17 protein-coding genes and 3 pseudogenes are annotated in these 23294 nt (G+C 53.9%); all 20 read left to right on the forward strand.

The genetic code is table 11. The annotated features are described in order from the left end of the window. The first annotated feature begins 100 nt into the window (after positions 1 to 100). The 20 genes and pseudogenes from GC56T3_RS05920 to GC56T3_RS05995 all read left to right on the forward strand — a co-directional run bounded on the left by GC56T3_RS05920 (position 101) and on the right by GC56T3_RS05995 (position 23272). Complete coding sequence (locus tag GC56T3_RS05920; protein WP_012820593.1) at positions 101 to 2164, forward strand: sigma-54-dependent Fis family transcriptional regulator; 2064 nt, start codon at positions 101 to 103, stop codon at positions 2162 to 2164. A gap of 138 nt (positions 2165 to 2302) precedes the next feature. Beyond that, on the forward strand, positions 2303 to 3205 hold the full coding sequence (yqiS, locus tag GC56T3_RS05925) for a phosphate butyryltransferase (protein ID WP_012820594.1): 903 nt from the start codon (positions 2303 to 2305) through the stop codon (positions 3203 to 3205). A gap of 24 nt (positions 3206 to 3229) precedes the next feature. After that, positions 3230 to 4333, forward strand: coding sequence for a leucine dehydrogenase (locus GC56T3_RS05930; protein ID WP_011231863.1), 1104 nt, complete (start codon positions 3230 to 3232; stop codon positions 4331 to 4333). A 55-nt stretch (positions 4334 to 4388) separates the two neighbouring features. Further along, positions 4389 to 5501, forward strand: coding sequence for a butyrate kinase (buk, locus tag GC56T3_RS05935; protein ID WP_013144780.1), 1113 nt, complete (start codon positions 4389 to 4391; stop codon positions 5499 to 5501). Between the two features lie 30 nt (positions 5502 to 5531). Further along, positions 5532 to 6953, forward strand: a complete 1422-nt coding sequence (lpdA, locus tag GC56T3_RS05940) for a dihydrolipoyl dehydrogenase (protein ID WP_013144781.1) — start codon at positions 5532 to 5534, stop codon at positions 6951 to 6953. Positions 6954 to 7022: 69 nt separating this feature from the next. Continuing rightward, on the forward strand, positions 7023 to 8018 hold the full coding sequence (locus GC56T3_RS05945; RefSeq protein ID WP_012820597.1) for a thiamine pyrophosphate-dependent dehydrogenase E1 component subunit alpha: 996 nt from the start codon (positions 7023 to 7025) through the stop codon (positions 8016 to 8018). 13 nt (positions 8019 to 8031) lie between these two features. Next, a complete protein-coding gene (locus GC56T3_RS05950; RefSeq protein ID WP_011231859.1) occupies positions 8032 to 9015 on the forward strand; it encodes an alpha-ketoacid dehydrogenase subunit beta in 984 nt (327 codons plus the stop codon). A gap of 37 nt (positions 9016 to 9052) precedes the next feature. Continuing rightward, positions 9053 to 10396 (forward strand): dihydrolipoamide acetyltransferase family protein, encoded by a 1344-nt coding sequence (locus tag GC56T3_RS05955; protein ID WP_013144782.1) that lies wholly within the window; start codon positions 9053 to 9055, stop codon positions 10394 to 10396. 145 nt (positions 10397 to 10541) lie between these two features. Further along, a pseudogene (locus tag GC56T3_RS05960) lies at positions 10542 to 11615 on the forward strand (IS1634 family transposase); the annotation flags it as partial. A gap of 129 nt (positions 11616 to 11744) precedes the next feature. Then, a pseudogene (locus GC56T3_RS20265) lies at positions 11745 to 11867 on the forward strand (transposase); the annotation flags it as partial. Positions 11868 to 12556: 689 nt separating this feature from the next. Then, entirely contained in the window at positions 12557 to 13210 is a 654-nt protein-coding gene (locus tag GC56T3_RS18420) for a hypothetical protein (protein WP_013144783.1), read from the forward strand. Between the two features lie 73 nt (positions 13211 to 13283). Beyond that, on the forward strand, positions 13284 to 13496 hold the full coding sequence (locus GC56T3_RS19885; RefSeq protein WP_227456692.1) for a hypothetical protein: 213 nt from the start codon (positions 13284 to 13286) through the stop codon (positions 13494 to 13496). Continuing rightward, positions 13402 to 13629, forward strand: coding sequence for a transposase (locus tag GC56T3_RS20270; RefSeq protein WP_368483960.1), 228 nt, complete (start codon positions 13402 to 13404; stop codon positions 13627 to 13629). Before GC56T3_RS19885 ends, GC56T3_RS20270 begins: the two co-directional genes overlap by 95 nt. 357 nt (positions 13630 to 13986) lie before the next feature. After that, a pseudogene (locus tag GC56T3_RS05965) lies at positions 13987 to 15487 on the forward strand (transposase). 351 nt (positions 15488 to 15838) lie between these two features. Continuing rightward, positions 15839 to 17506 (forward strand): IS1634 family transposase, encoded by a 1668-nt coding sequence (locus GC56T3_RS05970; protein ID WP_041468282.1) that lies wholly within the window; start codon positions 15839 to 15841, stop codon positions 17504 to 17506. Positions 17507 to 17624: 118 nt separating this feature from the next. Next, positions 17625 to 19283, forward strand: a complete 1659-nt coding sequence (locus GC56T3_RS05975; protein ID WP_041468283.1) for an IS1634 family transposase — start codon at positions 17625 to 17627, stop codon at positions 19281 to 19283. 280 nt (positions 19284 to 19563) lie between these two features. Further along, on the forward strand, positions 19564 to 20541 hold the full coding sequence (locus GC56T3_RS05980; RefSeq protein WP_012820601.1) for a YncE family protein: 978 nt from the start codon (positions 19564 to 19566) through the stop codon (positions 20539 to 20541). Then, on the forward strand, positions 20538 to 21212 hold the full coding sequence (locus GC56T3_RS05985; RefSeq protein ID WP_013144785.1) for a response regulator transcription factor: 675 nt from the start codon (positions 20538 to 20540) through the stop codon (positions 21210 to 21212). Before GC56T3_RS05980 ends, GC56T3_RS05985 begins: the two co-directional genes overlap by 4 nt. Positions 21213 to 21214: 2 nt before the next feature. Next, positions 21215 to 22621, forward strand: coding sequence for a cell wall metabolism sensor histidine kinase WalK (locus GC56T3_RS05990; protein ID WP_013144786.1), 1407 nt, complete (start codon positions 21215 to 21217; stop codon positions 22619 to 22621). Positions 22622 to 22687: 66 nt separating this feature from the next. After that, positions 22688 to 23272: a Uma2 family endonuclease gene (locus tag GC56T3_RS05995; RefSeq protein WP_011231854.1), complete on the forward strand. Its 585-nt coding sequence runs from the start codon at positions 22688 to 22690 to the stop codon at positions 23270 to 23272. Positions 23273 to 23294 lie beyond the last annotated feature (22 nt).

Genomic DNA, 23294 nt, shown 5'->3' on the forward strand with positions numbered 1-23294 from the left:
CTATCATAGCGGTTATTGGGCGTTTGTCAAGGAAAGAGCAAATCAAGTATGATAAAAGTGTCTGCAAAAATTGGCATACTATAAAGTGTGGTGGACGGACATGAAAAAAGTGATGCTTATTGGCGCTGACTCGCGTGGGACATCATTGTTGAAGCTGCTCCATGGGGCATCAGGGTTTGAAGTCGTGGCAGTCGTGGATGTAGATGAACACGCTCCGGGGTTGCAGCTGGCGCGCCGATGGGGTATTGCCGCCGCCAGCGACTGGCGTCCATGGATGGCCAAACCGCTTGATTTGATCATTGAAACGACGGGCAGGGCGGATGTTTTGGAAGAAATCCGCCGACGGGCACCCGAGGGGGCGAATATTGTTCCGAGCGCGGTCGCGCGGATGATGGCCGAGCTCGTTGCAGAAAAAGAAGCGCTCATCGCTGAGCTGAAAAGTGAAGCAGCTCGGCGCGCGCTCATCTTTCATTCGTCCCATGATGGCATGATTGTTGTAGATGAATATGCTTACATTACCGATATGAATCAAAGCGCGGCGGAGCTCCTTGGAGTGGACAAAGACGAAGTGATTGGCAAACATATTTTGGATGTTTTGCCGTCAAGCGGCTTGCCACGCGTGCTGAAAACGAGGCAGACCGAATTTCATCAGGAAGTGGAACTGGCCAATGGAAAAAAATTGATCACCACCCGCATCCCGATCATCGATGACAATGGCAAACTGTTTGGGGCGCTCGCTGTGTTTAAAGACATTACCGAGCTTGTCGCTTTGGCGGAAGAAATCACCGACTTAAAAGAAGTCCGCATGATGCTCGAAGCGATCATCTATTCGTCGGAAGAGGCGATTTCCGTCGTCGATGAAAATGGGAACGGCATTTTGATCAACCCGGCGTATACACGGCTCACCGGTTTGACAGAGGAAGACGTCATCGGCAAACCGGCGACGGCCGACATCGCCGAAGGGGAAAGCATGCATATGCAAGTATTGAAAACGCGCCGCCCGGTGCGCGGGGCGCGCATGAAAGTCGGCCCGAAAAACCGGGATGTCATCGTCAATGTCGCGCCGATCATCGTCGATGGCGTATTGAAAGGGAGCGTCGGCGTCATTCATGATGTGTCAGAAATTCAGCGGCTGACGGCTGAGCTCAATCGGGCGCGGCAAATCATCCGCACGCTCGAGGCGAAATATTCGTTTGCGGATATTGTCGGTGAGTCAGAGGAGATGAAGGTGGCGATCGAGCAGGCGAAGCTGGCGGCGAAAACACCGGCGACGATTTTGCTGCGGGGGGAATCAGGGACGGGCAAGGAGCTGTTCGCCCACGCCATTCACAACGCGAGCGACCGAAAGTATAACAAGTTTATCCGCGTGAATTGCGCGGCCATTCCGGAAACATTATTAGAAAGCGAACTGTTTGGCTATGAGGAAGGAGCGTTTTCCGGTGCGCGGCGCGGCGGCAAGAGAGGGTTGTTTGAAGAAGCAAACAACGGCAGCATTTTTCTTGACGAAATCGGCGAGCTGTCGGCCAGCACGCAGGCGAAGCTGCTCCGCGTTTTGCAGGAGCGGGAAATCGTTCGCGTCGGCGGGACGAAGCCAATCCCGATCAACGTCCGCGTCATCGCCGCCACGAACGTCAACCTTGAAAAAGCAATTGCCGAAGGTGCATTTCGCGAAGACTTATACTATCGGCTCAATCGGATGCCGATTTATATTCCGCCGCTGCGCGCTCGCAAGGAAGACATTCCAGCGCTTTGCCGGCATTTGATCCAGAAACTGAACCAAGATTACGGGCGCAACGTCGAAGGTGTCACGGATGAAGCGATGGCGAAGCTTCTTGCCTATGATTGGCCGGGAAATGTCCGCGAGCTCGAAAACGTGCTCGGGCGGGCGATGATTTTTATGAAATTTCATGAGGTGATGATCGATGCGACGCATTTGCCGCCGCTCGCTTCGCCTTCGTCAGTGCCGGCTCATCGAGTGGAAACGGAAGAGGAGATTCGGCCGCTTGAGGAAATGGTGAGCCGATACGAAGCGAGCTTGATTGAGCAGGCGCTTCGCCGCCATCGCGGCAATAAAACAGCGGCGGCTCGGGCGCTTGGCATTTCGGTGCGCAATTTATACTACAAACTGGAAAAATACAACCTTGACAAAAAAATCATGCAATAATTTGCGCGTTGTGAAAGAAATTGCGCATATCGGTTTGTTTGTATCACTTGTTTTAAAACGCTTTCATCTATTTTTTAGTTGGCACGGTTTTTGCATAAAAAGACCGTGCCGCACGATTTGCAGAAAAGGTTGGTGCAGATGATGAAGCTTGAATCGTTAGTGGAAGAAGCAAGACAATGCCAAGACCGGACGGTGGCCGTGGCGGCGGCGGAAGATGAAGAAGTGATCGAAGCGGTGGCGATGGCGCTCGAACACCGTCTCGGACGCTTTGTGCTTTATGGCGATCGGGAGCGGCTCGGACGGCTGTTGAAGGAAAAAGGATGCGCCCGCTTTTCCGACGTCGATGTCGTTCATGCGAATTCGATCGGGCAAGCCGCAGAGCTTGCCGTGCGCGCCGTCCATTTGAACGAGGCGGATGCGTTGATGAAAGGGCATGTGCCGACAGCAATGCTGCTGAAAGCCGTTTTGAACAAAGAATACGGGCTGCGCACGGGAAAGGTGTTGTCCCATGTCGCTGTTTTTGAGGTGCCGGAGTTTGACCGGTTTGTCATCGTCACCGACGCGGCGATGAACATCGCTCCGGATTTGGAGCAAAAGGTGCAAATTGTCAACAACGCCGTCAGCATCGCGCGTTCCATCGGCATCGAGCGCCCGAAAGTCGCGGCGCTGGCGGCGGTGGAGACGGTCAATCCGGCCATGCCGGCGACCGTCGATGCAGCGGCGCTCGCAATGATGCAAAAGCGGGGGCAAATCGAACATTGCCTCCTTGACGGACCGCTTGCGTTGGACAACGCGGTGTCGCTGGCGGCGGCGAAGCATAAGCGGATTGAAAGCGAAGTGGCTGGACAGGCTGATATTTTGCTTGTGCCGGACATTGAATCCGGCAACATGCTGTATAAGTCGCTCGTCTATTTTGCGAACGCACGCGTCGGCGCAGTCATCGCTGGGGCGAAGGCGCCGATCGTGTTGACGTCGCGCGCCGACTCGGCGGAAAGCAAACTGTATTCGTTGGCGCTTGCTATTTGTTCGGCAGCAAAATGAAATAGATGAAGGAGGCCATCAGTGATGGAACTGTTTCAATATATGGAAAAATATGATTATGAGCAAGTGTTATTTTGCCAAGACAAAGAATCCGGATTGAAGGCGATCATTGTCATTCATGACACGACGCTCGGCCCGGCGCTCGGCGGGACGCGCATGTGGATGTACAATTCGGAAGAAGAGGCGCTTGAAGACGCCTTGCGCCTCGCCCGCGGTATGACATACAAAAACGCGGCCGCCGGCCTTAATTTAGGCGGGGGCAAGACGGTCATCATCGGCGATCCGCGCAAAGATAAAAACGAGGCGATGTTCCGCGCGTTCGGCCGGTTCATTCAAGGGCTGAACGGCCGCTACATTACGGCGGAAGACGTCGGCACGACCGTTGCCGATATGGATATCATCTATCAAGAAACCGACTATGTCACCGGCATTTCGCCGGAATTCGGCTCATCCGGCAACCCGTCGCCGGCCACGGCTTACGGCGTATATCGTGGGATGAAAGCGGCAGCGAAGGAAGCATTTGGAAGTGATTCGCTTGAAGGAAAAGTTGTCGCCGTCCAAGGAGTCGGCAATGTCGCCTACCATTTATGCCGCCATTTGCACGAAGAAGGAGCGAAACTCATCGTTACCGACATCAACAAGGAAGCGGTGGCGCGCGCGGTCGAGGAATTTGGGGCGAAAGCGGTCGACCCGAACGACATTTACGGCGTGGAGTGCGACATTTTTGCTCCATGCGCGCTCGGCGGCATCATCAACGACCAAACGATTCCGCAGCTGAAAGCGAAAGTGATCGCCGGCTCGGCGAACAACCAGCTGAAAGAGCCGCGCCATGGCGACATGATCCATGAAATGGGCATCGTCTATGCACCAGATTATGTGATCAACGCCGGCGGCGTCATCAACGTCGCCGATGAGCTGTACGGCTACAACCGTGAACGGGCGATGAAAAAAATCGAGCAAATTTATGACAACATCGAAAAAGTGTTTGCCATCGCCAAGCGTGACAACATTCCAACGTATGTGGCCGCTGACCGGATGGCCGAAGAACGAATTGAAACGATGCGCAAAGCGCGCAGCCAATTTTTGCAAAACGGCCATCATATTTTAAGCCGCCGCCGCGCCCGCTAATAGCGGCGAGGGGCGGCCTTCCGCCCCGCCGGCGGATGATGGAGGGACAGCAACGATGGAAGAGCAGAAGTTTCGCATTTTAACGATCAATCCAGGCTCGACTTCAACGAAGATCGGCGTCTTTGAAAACGAACGGCCATTGCTCGAAAAAACGATCCGCCATGAGGCGGACGTGCTTCGGCAATATAAAACGATCGTGGACCAGTATGAGTTTCGCAAGCAAACGATTTTGCAAGCACTGGATGAAGAAGGGATCAATTTATCGAAGTTGAGCGCCGTCTGCGGCCGCGGGGGGCTTCTCCGTCCAATCGAAGGCGGCACGTATCGCGTCAATGAGGCGATGCTTGAAGATTTGCGGCGCGGATATTCCGGCCAGCACGCGTCCAACCTCGGCGGTATTTTGGCGCATGAGATCGCCTCGGCCTTAAACATCCCATCGTTTATCGTCGATCCGGTCGTTGTCGATGAACTTGATCCAATCGCCCGGATCAGCGGATTTCCGCTCATTGAGCGGCGCAGCATTTTCCACGCCTTAAACCAAAAAGCGGTCGCGCGCCGCGTCTCCAGGCAGCTCGGCAAACGGTATGACGAACTGAACTTGATCGTCGCCCATATGGGCGGCGGCATTACGGTCGGCGCCCACAAGCAAGGAAGGGTCGTCGATGTCAACAACGGGCTTGATGGCGAAGGCCCGTTCAGCCCGGAGCGCGCCGGGACGGTGCCAGCGGGCGATTTGGTTGCTTTATGCTTCTCTGGTGAATATTACCGCGAAGAGATCATGAACATGCTCGTCGGCGGCGGCGGCCTTGTCGGTTATCTTGGCACGAATGATGCGGTGAAAGTCGAGAAAATGATCGAAGCCGGCGATGAAAAGGCCAAGCTCGTGTATGAGGCGATGGCGTACCAAGTGGCGAAAGAAATCGGTGCGGCAAGCGCCGTGCTTTCCGGCAAAGTTGACGCCATCATTTTGACCGGCGGACTGGCGTATGGCAAATCGTTTGTCGAACAGATCACTCGCCGCGTGCAATGGATCGCCGATGTCATCGTCCATCCGGGCGAAAACGAACTGCAGGCGCTCGCTGAAGGCGCGCTTCGCGTCCTGCGCGGCGAAGAAGAGGAAAAAGTGTATCCAGGCGAGGCCGTTTCGCCGGTTCCAGCCCGGCGCTGATGCGGCAACGGACAGAAAGGAGAAGGCAAGATGGCAAAAGAATACGATGTCGTCATTCTCGGCGGAGGAACGGGTGGCTATGTGGCCGCCATTCGCGCCTCGCAGCTCGGGTTGAAAACGGCCGTTGTGGAAAAAGGGAAGCTCGGCGGCACGTGCCTGCACGCTGGCTGCATTCCGTCCAAAGCGCTGCTTCGCAGTGCCGAAGTGTACGCACAAACGAAAAATGGCGAGGCGTTTGGCGTCATCGCCGACGGCGTGCGCCTTGATTTTGCCAAAGTGCAGGCGCGCAAAGCGGCGATTGTTGAGCAGCTCCATAAAGGCGTGCAGCATTTGATGAAAAAAGGGAAAATCGATGTGTACGCCGGCACCGGCCGCCTGCTCGGCCCGTCGATCTTTTCCCCGCTGCCGGGGACGGTGTCGGTCGAAATGAACGACGGCAGCGAAAACGAAATGCTCGTCCCGAAATTCGTCGTCATCGCCACCGGTTCGCGCCCGCGCACGCTGCCGGGGCTCGAGCCGGACGGCGAATTCGTGATGACGTCCGATGAGGCGCTGCAAATGGAGACGCTCCCCTCGTCCATCTTGATCGTCGGCGGCGGTGTGATCGGCATGGAATGGGCGTCCATGCTCAATGATTTCGGCGTTGACGTGACGGTGCTCGAATATGCCGATCGCATTTTGCCGACAGAAGATGAAGACGTGTCAAAAGAAATGGAAAAACTGCTTCGCCGCCGCGGTGTCAACATCGTCACGGGAGCGCGGGTGCTGCCGGAAACGCTCGAAAAAGGAAACGGTGTTGTCATTCAAGCGGAGCATCAAGGCGAGCGGAAAACGTTTGCGGCCGACAAGATGCTTGTTTCCGTCGGGCGTCAGGCGAACATTGAGGGGATCGGCCTGGAAAACACCGAGATTGTCGTGGAGAAGGGGTATATTCAAACGAACGAGTTCGGCCAAACGAAAGAATCGCACATTTACGCGATCGGCGATGTCATCGGCGGCCTGCAGCTTGCCCATGTCGCCGCCCATGAAGGGATTGTCGCCATTGAGCATTTGGCCGGGCACAACCCAGCGCCGATTGACTATACGATGGTGCCCCGCTGCATTTACACCCGTCCGGAAGCGGCGGCGGTTGGCTTAACCGAACAAGAGGCGAAAGCGAAAGGCTATGATGTCAAGGTCGGCAAATTTCCGTTTAAAGCCATTGGCAAGGCGCTTGTGTTCGGTGAGGCGGAAGGGTTTGTGAAGCTCATCGCCGACCGGAACACGGACGATCTGCTTGGCGTCCATATGGTCGGGCCGCACGTGACCGATTTGATTTCCGAAGCCGGTCTCGCCCGCGTGCTTGATGCGGCTCCTTGGGAAGTGGCCCATGCGATTCATCCGCATCCGACGCTGTCAGAGGCCATGGCGGAAGCGGCGCTGGCGGTCGATGGCAAAGCTATTCATTTTTAACCGATTTCGCCGTATGCGCGCGGCGCGTGATCATTGGTTGACTATGTGAATCTAAGGGAGGTTGTTGCGATGGCGCAAAACCGTCATCAGGCGCTTGGATTAAGCGATGACACGGTGTTGGAAATGTATGAAACGATGCTCTTGGCCCGCAAGCTCGATGAACGGATGTGGCTGTTAAACCGCGCGGGGAAAATTCCGTTCGTCATCTCATGCCAAGGGCAGGAGGCGGCGCAAGTCGGCGCGGCATTCGCCCTCGACCGGACGAAAGACTATGTCTTGCCGTATTACCGCGATGTGGGCGTTGTCCTGACGTTTGGCATGACGCCGAGAGAATTGATGTTGGCGGCGTTTGCCAAGGCGGAAGACCCGAACTCGGGCGGCCGGCAAATGCCCGGGCATTTCGGGAAAAAGAAAAACCGGATCGTCACCGGTTCATCGCCTGTGACGACGCAAGTGCCGCATGCGGTTGGCTTTGCGCTGGCGGCGAAAATGGAAAAGAAAGATTTTGTCGCCTTCGTCACGTTCGGCGAAGGGTCGTCGAACCAAGGCGATTTCCACGAAGGGGCAAACTTTGCCGGCGTTCATAAACTCCCAGTCATCTTTATGTGCGAAAACAACAAGTACGCCATTTCCGTACCGATTTCGAAACAACTCGCGTGCGAAAAGGTGTCGGACCGCGCCATCGGCTATGGCATGCCGGGCTATACGGTCGACGGCACCGATCCGCTTGAAGTGTACCGCGTCGTGAAAGAAGCGGCCGACCGCGCCCGCCGCGGCGAAGGGCCGACGCTCATCGAGGCGGTGACATACCGGCTGACGTCGCACTCGTCGGACGACGACCACCGCGTCTACCGGACGGAAGAAGAGCTCGCCGAAGCGCGCGCCAAAGACCCGATCGTGTCGTTTGCCAACTATTTGAAAGAAACCGGCGTTTTGACCGATGAACAAGATGAAGAAATTCAAGCGCGCGTCATGAAAGAAGTGAACGAAGCGACCGACTATGCGGAGAAGGCTCCGTACGCCGAGCCGGAGCATGCGCTTCGCTACGTGTATGCCGAGGAGTAAGGGGGAATCGACGATGCCTGTTATTTCCTATATTGATGCCGTCACGATGGCGATTCGCGAAGAAATGGAACGAGACCCGCGCGTGTTTGTGTTGGGAGAAGACGTCGGCCGAAAAGGCGGGGTGTTCAAAGCGACACAAGGATTGTACGAGCAGTTCGGCGAAGAGCGCGTCATCGACACGCCGCTTTCCGAGTCGGCGATCGTCGGCGTCGGCATCGGCGCGGCGATGTACGGCCTGCGCCCGATTGCCGAAATTCAGTTTGCCGATTTTATCATGCCAGCGGTCAACCAAATCATTTCTGAAGCGGCGCGCATCCGCTACCGCTCGAACAACGACTGGAACTGCCCGATCGTCATCCGCGCCCCGTACGGCGGCGGCGTTCACGGCGCTTTGTACCATTCGCAGTCAGTCGAAGCGATTTTCGCCAACCAGCCTGGGTTAAAAATCGTCATGCCGTCGACGCCATACGATGTGAAAGGGCTGCTGAAAGCGGCGATTCGCGACGAAGACCCAGTGCTCTTTTTCGAGCATAAACGCGCCTACCGCCTCATTAAAGGGGAAGTGCCGGAGGACGACTATGTGCTTCCGATCGGCAAGGCGGACGTCAAGCGTGAAGGCGATGACATCACGGTCATCACGTATGGGCTGTGCGTCCATTTTGCCTTGCAGGCGGCCGAGCGCGTCGCCCAAGACGGCATTTCCGTTCACCTGTTGGATTTGCGCACCGTCTATCCGCTTGACAAAGAAGCGATCATCGAAGCGGCGAGCAAAACAGGAAAAGTGCTGCTCATTACGGAAGACAACAAAGAAGGCAGCGTCATGAGCGAAGTCGCCGCCATTATCGCGGAGCATTGTTTGTTTGATCTCGACGCGCCGATTATGCGCCTCGCCGGCCCGGACGTTCCGGCCATGCCGTATGCGCCGACGATGGAAAAATTCTTTATGATCAATCCAGAAAAAGTCGAAAAAGCGATGCGCGAATTAGCGGCGTTTTGAGGCGAAGACATTGCAGCCAAGATAGGAGGGTATCGATGTGGCCATCGAACAATTGACGATGCCTCAGCTCGGGGAAAGCGTCACGGAAGGCACGATCAGCAAATGGCTCGTTTCCCCGGGCGACAAAGTGAACAAATACGATCCGATCGCTGAAGTCATCACCGATAAAGTGAGCGCGGAAATTCCGTCGTCGTTTGCCGGCGTCATTCGCGAGCTGATCGCCAAAGAAGGGGAGACGCTCCCAGTCGGCGCGCCGATTTGCACGATCGAAGTCGAAGGCGCTGCACCGGCTCCGGAAGCGAAGCCGGCGGATGAAGCGCCGAAAGCAGAAGACAACGCGGAACCAGCCGCTCCGAAACAGGCCGGCTGGGCAAACAACGGCCGCTATTCGCCGGCCGTGCTCCGCCTTGCCCAAGAACATGGCATTGACCTTGAACAAGTGAAAGGCACCGGCCTTGGCGGGCGGGTGACGCGCAAAGATTTGCTGAAGCTCATTGAGTCTGGACAAATTCCGAAAGCGGGAGCGGCACCGGCGGCGGAACAAGCGGCGCCAAAAGCGGAACCGAGAGCGGAGCAACCGGCCCCGGCCGCCGCGGCGGCTCAACCGTCTGCCGCTGCCGCACAAGCCGCGCCGCAGGCAGCGCCGATCAAACCAGCGGCCCCGAACGTCGAAGCCGGAGCGGGCGACATCGAAATTCCGGTCACCCCGGTGCGCAAGGCGATTGCGGCGAACATGCTCCGCAGCAAACACGAAGCGCCGCACGCTTGGACGATGGTCGAAGTCGACGTCACCGATCTTGTCGCCTACCGCGATGCGATCAAAGACGAGTTCAAGCGGCGTGAAGGCTTCAATTTGACGTATTTCGCCTTCTTCGTCAAGGCGGTCGCCCAAGCGCTGAAAGAATTCCCGCAGCTGAACTCGACGTGGGCGGGCGATAAGATCATTCAACGCAAAGACATCAACATCTCGATCGCCGTCGCGACGGATGACGCCTTGTTCGTGCCCGTCATCAAGCACGCCGATGAAAAAACGATCAAAGGCATCGCCCGCGAAATCGCTGAACTGGCGGCGAAAACGCGCGCCGGCAAACTGCGCCCGGAAGACATGCAGGGCGGCACGTTCACCGTCAACAACACCGGCGCGTTCGGCTCGGTGCAGTCCATGGGCATTATCAACTACCCGCAAGCGGCCATTTTGCAAGTGGAAACGATCGTCAAACGCCCGGTCGTGAAAGACGGCATGATCGCCATCCGCGACATGGTCAACTTATGCTTGTCGCTTGACCACCGCGTCTTGGACGGCTTGATTTGCGGCCGCTTCCTCGCTCGCGTCAAAGCGATTTTGGAAAACGTGAACAAAGACAATACGCCGATTTATTAACGATTCCCCCATCGCCATCGGTTGGCGGTGGGGGTTTTTGCGTGGCGCGATTTCAAACTTGTTTCTGACCGGACGGTTTCTGTGGATCCCCAATGCCAAACCCGAACCAGCGATGCGGTTAAGTTGATCGCAAGCATCAAAGCGCTCTCGTGTCCATGAGCAGCTGAAGCAAGCCCACCTCGACGACGAATGGTTTTACGTGGCCGATTCCGCCGCGATGACGAAAGACACCTTGGCGCAGACAAAAGCCGCCCGTGCCTTTTTGATCACCAGAGGCCCTTCGTCGCTTCGAATCGTGAAACAGGCGCTCGCGGAGGCCGATTCGCCTCACATCCCGTGGAGCGAACCCTTTACCCTGGCGGAGAGAAACGGCGCCACGTACCGGGTATGGGAAACGGCCGCGACCTACGAAGGCCACCCGGTTCGGCTGATCGTCGTCGAATCGAGCGCGCTCGACCAGCGCAAAGGAAAGACGCTCGAAAAAGAGCGAGTCAAAGAAGCGGAGCTTCTTCGCGAGGAACAAGTCCGTTGGGAGCGCCACCCCTTCTCCTGCCGCGAAGACGCCGAACAAGCCTTGACGTCCCTCAAGGCGTCCCTTCGCCCTCGGTTTCATCGAGTGGAGGCCGCGGTCGAAGAGATCGTGCGTCCGAAAAAACGGCGAGGACGGCCGAAAAAAGGGGCGGAACCCGAGATGGAGACGCTGTACACCCTTCGCCTAAACGTCGAATTCGACCAACCGGCATGGGAACAGGCAAGACGGAAAGCGTCCCGGTTTGTCCTCGTCACGACCGTTCCGAAGGAATGGAAGGGCCAACAAATGGATGCCCAAGAGATCTTGAAGCTGTATAAAGGGCAAATCTCGGTGGAAATGAACTTCGCGTTTTTGAAAGATCCGTTTTTTACGGATGAGATTTATGTCAAAAAACCAGAACGGGTCGCCGTATTGGGCTATCTATTTCTCTTGGCCTTGGCGATTTACCGCGTTTTTCAGCGCCGGGTGCGTCAGTTCATCACACCAGAACGCCCGTTAAAAGGGGCTGGAGGCCGCAAGCTGACCCGGCCAACGGGACAGGTGATTTTTCAGCTGTTTCAATATGTGAACGTCATCCTGCTGGAGCTGCCAGACGGGCGCATCCAACGCGCACTGGATCGCTCCCTCAACCCGGATCAGCGAAGGATTCTGCAGGGATTGGGCATGGATGAGAGCATCTACGTCTAACATGATACAGAACGACTAGCGATGGTAAAAAAAGGATTGCCATCGCTCGTTGTGTTGGTCAAAAAGTTATTCTGAAAAACTAAATAAAAAATCCTTTGTTTTGACCTTGTTAGGGTGCGAAATGTGAGTGTGAACGTCATCCTGCTGGAGCTGCCAGACGGGCGCATCCAACGCGCACTGGATCGCTCCCTCAACCCGGATCAGCGAAGGATTCTGCAGGGATTGGGCATGGATGAGAGCATCTACGTCTAACATGATACAGAACGGCTAGCGATGGTAAAAAAAGGATTACCATCGCTCGTTGTGTTGGTCAAAAAGTTATTCTGAAAAACGAAATAAAAAATCCTTTGTTTTGACCTTGTTAGGGTGCGAAATGTGAGTTTTAAAGGCAAACATGACAGCAATGTTGCCCAAAGAGGAGCATGGAATAAAAAGGAAGAAATACTATTTTGTTTTTACTTATCACAATCCTCTTTTTTGTCAAGTGTAATTTGAAATGAAAATCCTTTTAATTTTTTTATTTACAATAAATAGGTTCATCACCAAAAGATGTACTTGACTTTTAAAGGCAAACATGATAGCAATGTTGCCTTAAGAAGGATGTGGAATAAAAAGGGAGAAGTGCAATTTTGGTTTCCATTATCATCATCTTCTTTCTTTGTCAAGCACACTTTGTGGTGAAGATCCAATAAATATTTTTATTTACAATAAATACTATAAATTTTATAATAAAATTCAAAGCTATCTAAAAGGAGGGGATTAATTTGAAAAAAATTAAAATTTCATTTATTTAGTTTAGTGCTCCTTTTTTCATTATTTTTCTTCAATGATTTCAGCTCTGCAAAAGAAGTGGATAATATCTCAAAAAGTGAAAAATTAACAAAGCAAGAAAGAAAATATTTAAAAGATGTAACAGGACATACTGAAGAAGAAATAGAGATATGTTGCCTTTAGAAGTTGCAAAGCAACTCATTAAAGATAAAGCTGTCATCCAAGATTCAAAAACTGAAATATTTTCGTTCGAAAATGGAGTAAATAATTCTGGAGATTTTACAACGATGGGTACAATTTCGTCCTCAACGATGAAATTATGGGGTACAGTTTATAAAGTAACCTCTGATCGAACAAATTACGATAAATTTTATATTTATGGTAATTTCCAATGGCTAAAATCTCCTTTTTACGAACTTGTAGATAAGATGACTTTCGGTTTTCCTTCAAGTGCAGGATTTTTTCTTCCAACTAGTAATGGAAAAGTAACACAACATCAACATAGATATAGTCAAGATCCACAAGGTAATGGAAACTGGATAGATTATGCAATTGATTACTTACCTAGTGATTGGGAACCAAATGCTGGAGTTGCTGGTGAATTTGACTTAAGAAGCTCTACAGAATTTACTTTACACAAAGGATATATGGGACAATATGTTTATGTACCAACAAAAAATAATGGTACAATTAACATTAAAATTGAATATGGACACCAATTATATATTGGCGAACCTAGTGTATCAGTATTTCCAGCAGGATTATCAATAACTCCATCTAAGTCGGTAGATACTGCTTCTTACGCTTTAACACTAAGTTATTAATGATTTCAAGCCTCTCTTATGTCATGCCCACGCATCTCTGTTTGGCGCGGTCAACCTCCACGATGGCGAAACGGTGCTTCATCAAACGACCGCTGCCCATGCCGCGGCGTTCTTGGGTTTCTTGAGAATGCTCAAAGAGCGCGATCCGGATCGTCTCATGGTCTTGGTGTTGGAACACGCCTGCATTCACTATGCCAAAATGGTCAAGACGTTTTGGTGGGAAGAAGGGCCGTATTTTCCCGTTATTTCCCCTTCCTCCCTATTTGCCACAGCTGAACCCGATTGAACGCTTATGGAAATGGCTGAAAGGTGCGGCGATCGCCCATATATGTCGCAAGGATCGCAACGATATCATGCAAGCATCGCTCCGTTTGTCCACTGCATCCACGAACGTCCGGAGGAAGTGCTGCAGCGCTTAGGATGTGGAGGATGACTGAGAAGCTAACTCTTCATGTTACATGTATATAGGGAGGATTACCCAGAAATCCTCCACTTTAAGCGTTAGCTAAGTGGGAGTGGTTCAAACTTTACAGTAAAAGGAGTTTTTTGAATGGAATATATATACTTACTTATTTTACCGATAATAGGTGTTTTGTGGTTTTTGAATTTAGCAAGCTTTTTAAAAAATTTGAACAGTGATGAAAACACACTTAATCAAACAATGATAGGAGCCGTATTAACCTTTCTCTTTGTTTTTCTATAAGGCCGGTGAAAAAGTACACTCTAAGGCAGGGATTTAGGGAGCTTATGTCGAAAAAGGAAGAAAAATCGTTGGAATGGAGCGTGAATGGATCATGAAAGCCCCCAAAAACCCTTCGACTCAGCCTCGGCTGTTTCAAGTCATCGACATGGAGGACCTGATTCCCCCACATCATATCCTGCGCCAAATCAACGAAGCGGTTGACTTTTCCGTCATTCACGATTGGGTGGCTCCCCCTGTACACGGAAAAAACGGGTCGCCCGGCGGCGGATCCGGAACGGCTGCTTCGCCTGATGCTGCTCTCGTATTTGTTCGACCACTCCGAGCGGGAGTTGTATGAGATCCTCCCCATGCATGCCGGATACTTGTGGTTTTGCGGTCTCGACTTTGAATCCGTGCTCCATCCGGATCCTCATCACCCCACACTGCCGGATCGAACGACGCTCGTCAAAACACGGAAACGCTGGCGCCAACACGGAATCTTTGATCGGCTGATGACCTACGTGGTGGATCAGTGCATCGCGGCGGGTCTGGTCTCGCCGGATGTGCATGCGGCGGCCGATGGCACCCAAGTGCGGGCGAATGCTTCGATCCACAGCTTGCGGGAAGTCAAGCTCGCTCCGGTGGAAACGTTGGAGGACTACCTCGCCCGCACCGCCCGGGAAGATGAACAGACCGAGTCCCCGGAGGCGGACCGGGATCCCGATGACGACCCGCCTTCTCCGTCTCCCCCATCAGGGGAACGCGTCCATGCCGAAGAACGAGGAAACTTCCGTGGAACCACGTTTTCCAACCGGACCCATCGAAGCGTGACGGATCCGGATGCCCGGTTGTACAAGAAAGGCAAAGGCCAGGAAGCGTATCCTCGGTATCTGGTGCACGACGTCATCGACGTCCGGTCGCGCGTGATTTTGTCCAGACGGGCCAGCCTCGCCACCGGAACGGCGGAACGGGAGACGAGTTTGGAGCAGCTGGCTTCGATTCGGTTTCGCCACCCGTCGATCACGATTCGGACCTTGTCCGCGGACAAAGCGTATGGCACCACGGAGTATTTGAAAGCGCTCTTCGTCCAAGGCATCACGCCGCTCGTGTCGCTGCGCCGCAAGGAGATGGAGGAGATTCCAACCTGGAAGCGCCGGGCGAAGGATCCCGCTCAGGAAGCACAACGCCAGGCGAAAGTCCGAGACGTTCAGATTCGCAACCAAGCGAGGCTCATTCAGCAACAGGGCGGTTATCGATCGATTCAAGCCCTTCGCACGCGTTGTGAGCATGTGTTCGCCGAAGGGAAGGAATGTCATGGGCTGGACCGGGCCCGAAGCCGGGGCCTTTACGCCATGGAAGAACAGGCGCTGTTGACCGCCGTCGTGCAAAATCTGAAGCGATTGTGCCGGTTTCGAAAAAAACAAGGGGGGACCGGCTCTTTGGCGTGCGCAAAAACGGAATTGGGAGCAGGAAGTCCTGCTCGTCTTCCCGTCCTTTGGCGCCAAATGGCGGGGAGAATGGTCTCCAAAATTCGACATGAGGGAAGTCTATGCCCCATTAATTCACCGGCCTTCTATATATGTACGGGTTTTTAGGAACACATTAATATTCAATCATCCCCCTGTACAAAAAAAGATGGGACTGCCTCCACTTATCGGCTAATGCCGGTGGAAGTGGGGGATTCTTGTTTACTTTGCAACTCACATTTCGCACCCTCCCGACGAAAATCGGGAGGATTTTTTCATTCCGATGTCGAATGAATCCTTGACACACAAGGACCCGAGTTCGACAGTTTTGAGGTCATTTTAGGCAAATGGAAATGACCAAAATGCTGTTATATCAAGGGTTTCGTAATGCGGATCCTAGGAAAAAACGCCGAATTTCATAGGCACACGATTTATTAATTTTTTCTTTTAAAAATAAAGTTTATACGTTATAATATAGGCATGTACATACGACGAGTCACACGCAAAAACAAGGATGGAACAACCGTTGCTTATCTCCAGCTTGCTCACAATGAATGGGATCCAAAGGCCAAATATGCGAAAGCGAAGGTGATTTATTCGTTCGGGCGCGAAGACGAGGTGGATCGCGCCGTCCTGGAACGTCTGGCCAAAAGCATTTCGCGATTCCTTTCTCCTGAGCAGGCTTGGGAAGTCGAAACGTTGACAGGAGAAGCTTCCGATGACTTTCAATTCCAGTCATGCAAACACCTCGGCGGCGTTTGGCTCTTGGATCAGCTCTGGAGACAACTGGGGTTGGGAGAGATTCTCCACTCCTTGTTTACCTCCCGACATCACCAGATTTCGCTGGAACGGCTGATTTTTGCCATGGTGGCCAATCGCGCCCTTCATCCGTCAAGCAAGTTGGCGATGGAGGAGTGGGTGGAGAAAGACGTGTATATCCCTCACCTTCCTCAAGCCGCCAGCCACCAGTTGTACCGGGCGATGGATGAACTGCTGGCCGTGCAGCCGGAATTGGAACGTCAAGTGTTCCATGCCGTGGCCGATTTATTGAATTTGGAAGTCGACTTGATTTACTTCGATACGACTTCGTCGTACTTCGAAGTGGATCCCTCTGAAACACCGGAAGGAGAATCGCTTCGAAAACAAGGATTCTCGAAAGACAAACGCCCAGACTTGGTTCAAATCGTCATTGGGCTGGCTGTCACCCGGGAAGGAATCCCGATTCGCGCTTGGGTATGGCCTGGCAATACCATGGACATGACGGTCATCAAACAGGTGAAACAAGACTTGATTGGCTGGAAGCTTGGACGTGTGATCAGCGTCATGGACCGCGGCTTTTCCTCTGAAGAGAATTTGCGAATCTTGCAACAGGCCGGGGGACACTACATTGTCGGCGAAAAAATGCGATCCGGCAAAGCCGCCGTCGAAGAGGCCTTAAGCCGTCGCGGACGTTATCATGAAGTGGACGAGAATTTGCACATCAAAGAAATCATCGTCGGCGACGGAGAAGCGCGTCAGCGCTATGTTCTCGTGTACAATCCCAGCGAAGCCGAACGCCAACGCAAGGAGCGAGAAACGCTGCTCGAATCGCTGAAAGAGGAGTTAGAAGGGCTTCGCCAACTCCCAAACGAAGCCCATCATAAGGCGACCTGCCGGTTGCGTTCCCATCCGTCCTACGGAAAATACTTGCGCCAGTTGAAGGACGGAACCCTTCGCATCGACAAGCAAGCGGTTCGTGACGCGGAAAAGTACGACGGCAAATATCTCATCCGGACATCCGATGACACCTTGTCTGCCGAAGATGTCGCCATCGGGTATAAGCAGCTGGTGGATATTGAGCAGGCCTTCCGAACATTGAAGTCTACATTGGAATTGCGACCTATGTATCATCGCTTGGAAGACCGCATTCGGGCGCATGTGCTACTCAGTTGGCTTGCTCTCTTGTTAGTTCGGATCGTGGAGATCCGAACCCATGAATCGTGGCCGAAAGTAAGGGATGAATGTGAGCGTCTTATGCTTGGACATTTTTCTTCCAAAAACGGCGACCTTTATCAACGAACCGAACTGACGGCCAAACAGGCTCAATTCTTTGCGGCTCTAGGGCTGGAGCCTCCTCCGAAGATCCTAGGCATCCATCCTCGCGCCTAGATACACGCCCAAAGTGTGCCCAAATGTCTCTCGTCCCTTTTGCCTCAAGGGGCGAGAGGCATTTTGTTTGCCTAGTGACTGTCGAACTCGGGAAGGAACGTAAAGGAGTTTTTCTCTCATGAATGTGAAAGTCAAAGGGGTCTATCGCAATTCTTATTTGAATATAATAAGTGTTCTAGTCAAAAAACTGGACCTCCCCCACTTGATTGACCATCTTGTGCCCGTCGATCCGCAGTGCCAAACGCGAGTCAGCGATGCCGTTCAAGCCATCCTTTACAATCTATTTGACGGCCGGCAAGCCCTGGTTCACTTAGAACGATGGGCTCAGGAGATCGATCTGGAGAAACTCATCCGTCCCGGTCTCCAGCCTTCCTGGTTGAACGACGATGCCTTGGCCCGTCATCTCGACCGCTTGTATGGGGCCGATATTCACAAGGTCATCAGCACTTGCTTGATTCACATTTATCGCAAAGAAGGCCTTTCCCTCCGAGCCTTTCACGCTGATACGACGGACAAGACGGTTTACGGAGCGTATGAATCGGCCTCGTTGGAGGCTTTGCAGATCACACATGGCTATAACCGCCATCACCGTTGGCAAAAACAGATCGGCTTCGGGCTGGTCGGCAACGAGGACGGCATCCCGTTTTACGGCGATGTGCATGACGGCAATCTATCGGATAAGGCGTGGAATCCTGAGGTGCTGTCGCGGATCCACGAACAGTTCAAACAAGCCAAGATCGACGACGAATGGATTTACGTGGCCGATTCCGCCGCGATGACGAAAGACACCTTGGCGCAGACAAAAGCCGCCCGAGCCTTTTTGATCACCAGAGGCCCTTCGTCGCTTCGAATCGTGAAACGGGCATTAGCGGAGGCCGATTCGCCTCACATCCCGTGGAGCGAACCCTTTACCCTAGCGGAGAGAAACGGCGCCACGCATCGGGTATGGGAAACGGCCGCGACCTATGAAGGCCACCCGGTTCGGCTGATCGTCGTCGAATCGAGCGCGCTCGACCAGCGCAAAGGAAAAACGCTCGAAAAAGAGCGGGTCAAAGAAGCGGAGCTTCTTCGCGAGGAACAAGTCCGTTGGGAGCGCCACCCCTTCTCCTGCCGCGAAGACGCCGAACAAGCCTTGACGTCCCTCAAGGCGTCCCTTCGCCCTCGGTTTCATCGAGTGGAGGCCGCGGTCAAAGAGATCGTGCGTCCGAAAAAACGGCGCGGACGGCCGAAAAAAGGGGCGGAACCCGAGATGGAGACGCTGTACACCCTTCGCCTAAACGTCGAATTCGACCAACCGGCATGGGAACAGGCGAGGCGGAAAGCGTCCCGGTTTGTCCTCGTCACGACCGTTCCGAAGGAATGGAAGGGCCAACAAATGGATGCCCAAGAGATCTTGAAGCTGTATAAAGGGCAAATCTCGGTGGAAATGAACTTCGCGTTTTTGAAAGATCCGTTTTTCACGGATGAGATTTATGTCAAAAAGCCAGAACGAGTTGCCGTATTGGGCTATCTATTTCTCTTGGCCTTGGCGATTTACCGCGTTTTTCAGCGCCGGGTGCGTCAGTTCATCACACCAGAACGCCCGTTAAAAGGGGCTGGAGGCCGCAAGCTGACCCGGCCAACCGGGCAGGCGATTTTTCAGCTGTTTCAATATGTGAACGTCATCCTGTTCCAGCTGCCGGATGGACGCATCCAACGCGCACTGGATCGCTCCCTCAACCCGGATCAGCGAAGGATTCTGCAGGGATTGGGCATGGATGAGAGCATTTACGTGTAACGTGATACGGAACGACTAGCGATGGTAAAAAAAGGATTGCCATCGCTCGTTGTGTTGGCCGAAAAGTTATTCTGAAAAACGAAATAAAAAATCCTTTGTTTTAACCTTGTTAGGGTGCGAAATGTGAGCTATATAGTGTCAAAGCATGCGCCGATTGATTAACGATTCCCCCATCGCCATCGATTTGGCGGTGGGGGGTTGCATGGCGCGATTTCAAACTTCTTTCACAAATGTGAGGTATAATGAGGGCAGAAAAGAACGTGCGAAGGAGAAAAACCAGATGAAACGAGCGAGCGTATGGATGCTGTTGTGTCTGTTCTTTATGCTAAGCGGCTGCGCCAATCCGTCGTTTCCCCCGGTGGCCGATTCGCTTTCCGTCGTCATCAGCCTCGATGTCAAAGCGGAAACGGTCACCTTTTTGAACGCGAAAAATGGCAGCAAAATCGCCCGCTGGAACATCAACGAACCGTTTCAAGGCGGGGCGTTGAGCCCAGACGGCCGGACGCTTCTTTTGTACGGGCGGGATCTTGACCGCGTGTATCGGTACGATCTCGCAGGTGGGAAGCCTCTTTCTGAATGGAAAACGGGAAACGGCATCGTCAGCGCGGCCCCGTCCCCGGATGGCCGCACGTGGTTTTTCGGCGACAGCACCCATCACGCGGTGCGCGTTGTGAGCCGGGGCGGGAAAGAGATCGCCCGCCTTTCGGTCGGACGCTCCCCGATGACGCTGCTTGTCAATCGCCAGGGAACGGAGCTGTATGCCATCGACTTTCAAGACGGCCGCGCCTTTGTCATTGATGCAAGCCGCCTCCGTGTCATTCGCTCATTTTCTGTGCCAAAGTTCGCCTTAGGCGGATTGATGCGCGAGCAGGAAGGGGAGCTGTGGGTCGGCGGACATGGAAGCGGAAACAAGGTGGAGAAGAATGTTCACGTCTATTCGCTTCAAGACGGCCGCTTGCTCCGGACGATGGCCGCCCCGATTATGCCGGTTGATTTTGTCGAAACAGGCCGCGGCGTGTTTGTGCTAAGCCACGGTTCGAACACGGTCTATCAGTTTTTGCCAAGCGGGAAGCGGCTCAACTCCGTTTTGGTCGGCGCCAATCCGTTTGCCATGGAAGCGGCAGGAAGCCGTTTGTATATTGCGAGTTATGACAGCGATGAAATCATCGTGGTCGATGAGGCGACGCTGCGTCCGCTCGCCCGTTGGAAGACGGGAGACGGCCCGCTGCAGCTATTTATTCGGGAGGGACGAACATGAGCGAACGAACCGTTTTAATCGTCGATGATGAAGAAGAAATGCGCCTGCTCGTTGGCATGTATTTGGAAAACGCCGGCTTTCGCTGCCTCGAAGCAGGGGACGGGGAAGAAGCGCTGGTGCTGCTTTCGCAACATCCGGTTGATGCCGTGCTGTTGGACGTCATGATGCCAAAACAGGACGGATTCGCCGTCTGCGCCCGTATCCGTGAGCAGTCGGACGTGCCGATTTTGTTTTTGACCGCGCTTGGCGAAGAATGGGATAAAGTGAAAGGATTGAAGCTGGGAGGCGACGATTACATCGTCAAACCGTTCAGCCCGGGAGAGCTCATCGCCCGCCTCGAGGCGGTGCTGCGCCGGGTGCAGCGCGTCCGCGAGAATGACGGACGGCTGCAATTTGGCGACCTTGCCATCGACGAAAAAGGCCGAACCGTGACCGTTGGCGGCGAGGCGGTGAAGCTGACGTTGAAGGAGTTTGAGCTGCTGCTGTTTTTGGCAAAACACCGCGGCCTGGTGTTCAGCCGCGACGATTTGCTCGTCAAAGTGTGGGGATATGATTATACAGGAAACGCCCGCACGGTCGATACGCATGTGAAAACGCTGCGCATGAAGCTGAAAGACGCCGCTCGCCATATCCAAACCGTCTGGGGCATCGGCTACAAGTTTGAGGGATGAACATGAAACGGCTTCGGTTAGGACAAAAACTATGGCTGTCGATCGGCGCCGCGGTCGTGGTGACGCTGGCGTTTTCCTTTGGCCTTCTGAATTATTTTTACCGGACGGTGTACATGAAAGAAGTTGAGCGAACGTTGATCGCGGAAGGGACGAGCCTCGCCCGCGACTATCGCGGCGGGGCGGTGACGGAGGCATATCGCCGTCAAATCGAATGGTATGACGAAAAATCAACGGCCACGATCTTGTTGATTGACAACCCGCGCGAACTGAGCGCCTGCTTTCCGTTTCCGGTCCACTATGACGCGTTAGTCAGCGGCCGCGACCGGGAAACATTGTTAGCCGGGAAGCCTGTTGTCAAAACGGGATACGAAAAGCGGTTCGGCCGCCGCGTGATGGCGGTCGTCGTTCCGCTTTTGGACGGCAAGCGGCTTGAAGGAGCGATTTACTTGTATTTGCCGTTAGCCGACGTTCAGGAAGCAACGAAGCGGGCGGCCGCCGCGTTTTGGCCGTTGGCCGCCATATTCGCCGCCGCGCTTTTGGTTGTCGGCCGACGGATGGTGCGGCAGATGACCGAGCCGCTCCAAGCGATGGAACAAGCGGCAGAACGCATGGCGGAAGGACGCTACGAAGCGGACATCCCCGTGCGGAGCGATGATGAAATCGGCCGCCTGGCGGAGGCGTTCAACCAAATGGCGGACGCCATTGCCAAAGAAGACGAGCGGAAGCGCGAGTTTTTAGCGAACGTCTCGCATGAGCTGCGCACGCCGCTCAGCTATATGAAAGGATACAGCGAAGCACTCCTTGCTGGCCTCGCGAAAACGAAGGAAGAAGAAAAGGCGTACCTTCGCCTCATCCACCGCGAAACGGAGCGGATGGAGCGGCTGGTGCGCGATCTTCTTGACCTGGCGCGCCTTGAAGGGCAAAGCGTGCCGCTCGAGCGCGCGCCGGTGGCGTTCGCCCAAGTGATCGAAGATGTCATCGCCACGTACGAACCGATCGCCGCGCAAAAGCGGATCGAGCTGGCGTGCGAGTTGGACTATGACATCATCGTCAACGGCGACGCCGACCGGCTCGAACAAGTCGTGCGCAACTTGCTTGACAACGCCATCCGCTACACCCCAGAAGGCGGTGTGATGACGGTGCGGCTTTCCCGCTTGTCGGAAGCGGAAGGCGAGCTCGTGATCCAAGATACGGGCAAAGGCATTCCAAAAGACCAGCTCCCGTTTCTCGGCCAGCGCTTTTTCCGCGTCGACCGCGCCCGCACCCGCAAAGAAGGCGGCACCGGCTTGGGGCTTGCCATCGTCAAACAAATCGTCTCTCTTCATGACGGCGCGATTCGGTTTGACAGCGACCTTGGACGCGGGATGACCGTATTCGTCCGCCTGCCGCTCGTTCGGGAAGAGGAATAAACATCGTTCAAGACACAGGAATGGATGGTGTATAATCAATATAAAATTAGGAGGCAGGTGGAGGATATGGGTTCACCAGAAAAGGAACAGGCCCCTATGACCTACAAAGAGTATGCGACATGGCCGGAAGGAAAACGGTGCGAGGTCTTGGACGGGAACATCATTAGCATGGCGCCGTCGCCGACACCGGAACATCAATCAGTTTCGCTCCAACTTTCCATTGAATTCGGGATGCATCTTCGTGGGAAGGATTGCCGCGTGTTGGCCGCCCCGATCGATGTGTATCTTTTCGAAGATCATCGAAAGGGATGGATGGATGAAAACGTCCGAAACTGGGTATGCCCCGATCTTGTCGTCATCTGCGACAAAAACAAAATTCAAAAAAACCGCATTGTCGGGGCTCCGGATTTGGTCGTCGAGATCTTGTCCCCCGCCACGGCCAAAATCGACCGGATGGACAAACGGATCGCGTACGAGCGGGCCGGGGTGAAGGAATATTGGATCGTTGACCCGGCGAATCAAGTGGTGGAAGTGTATTTGCGCGGAAAAACAGGAAGATTGGAACTTCATGGAGTGTACAACCGGGATGACGCCGTTTTGGTTCATGTATTGAAGGATTTCGTGATCGATTTGCGAAACATTTTCCAATGAATAAATGGCAGTTGAGATTTTC

The sequence above is a fragment of the Geobacillus sp. C56-T3 genome (assembly GCF_000092445.1).
Lineage (GTDB): Bacteria > Bacillota > Bacilli > Bacillales > Anoxybacillaceae > Geobacillus > Geobacillus thermoleovorans.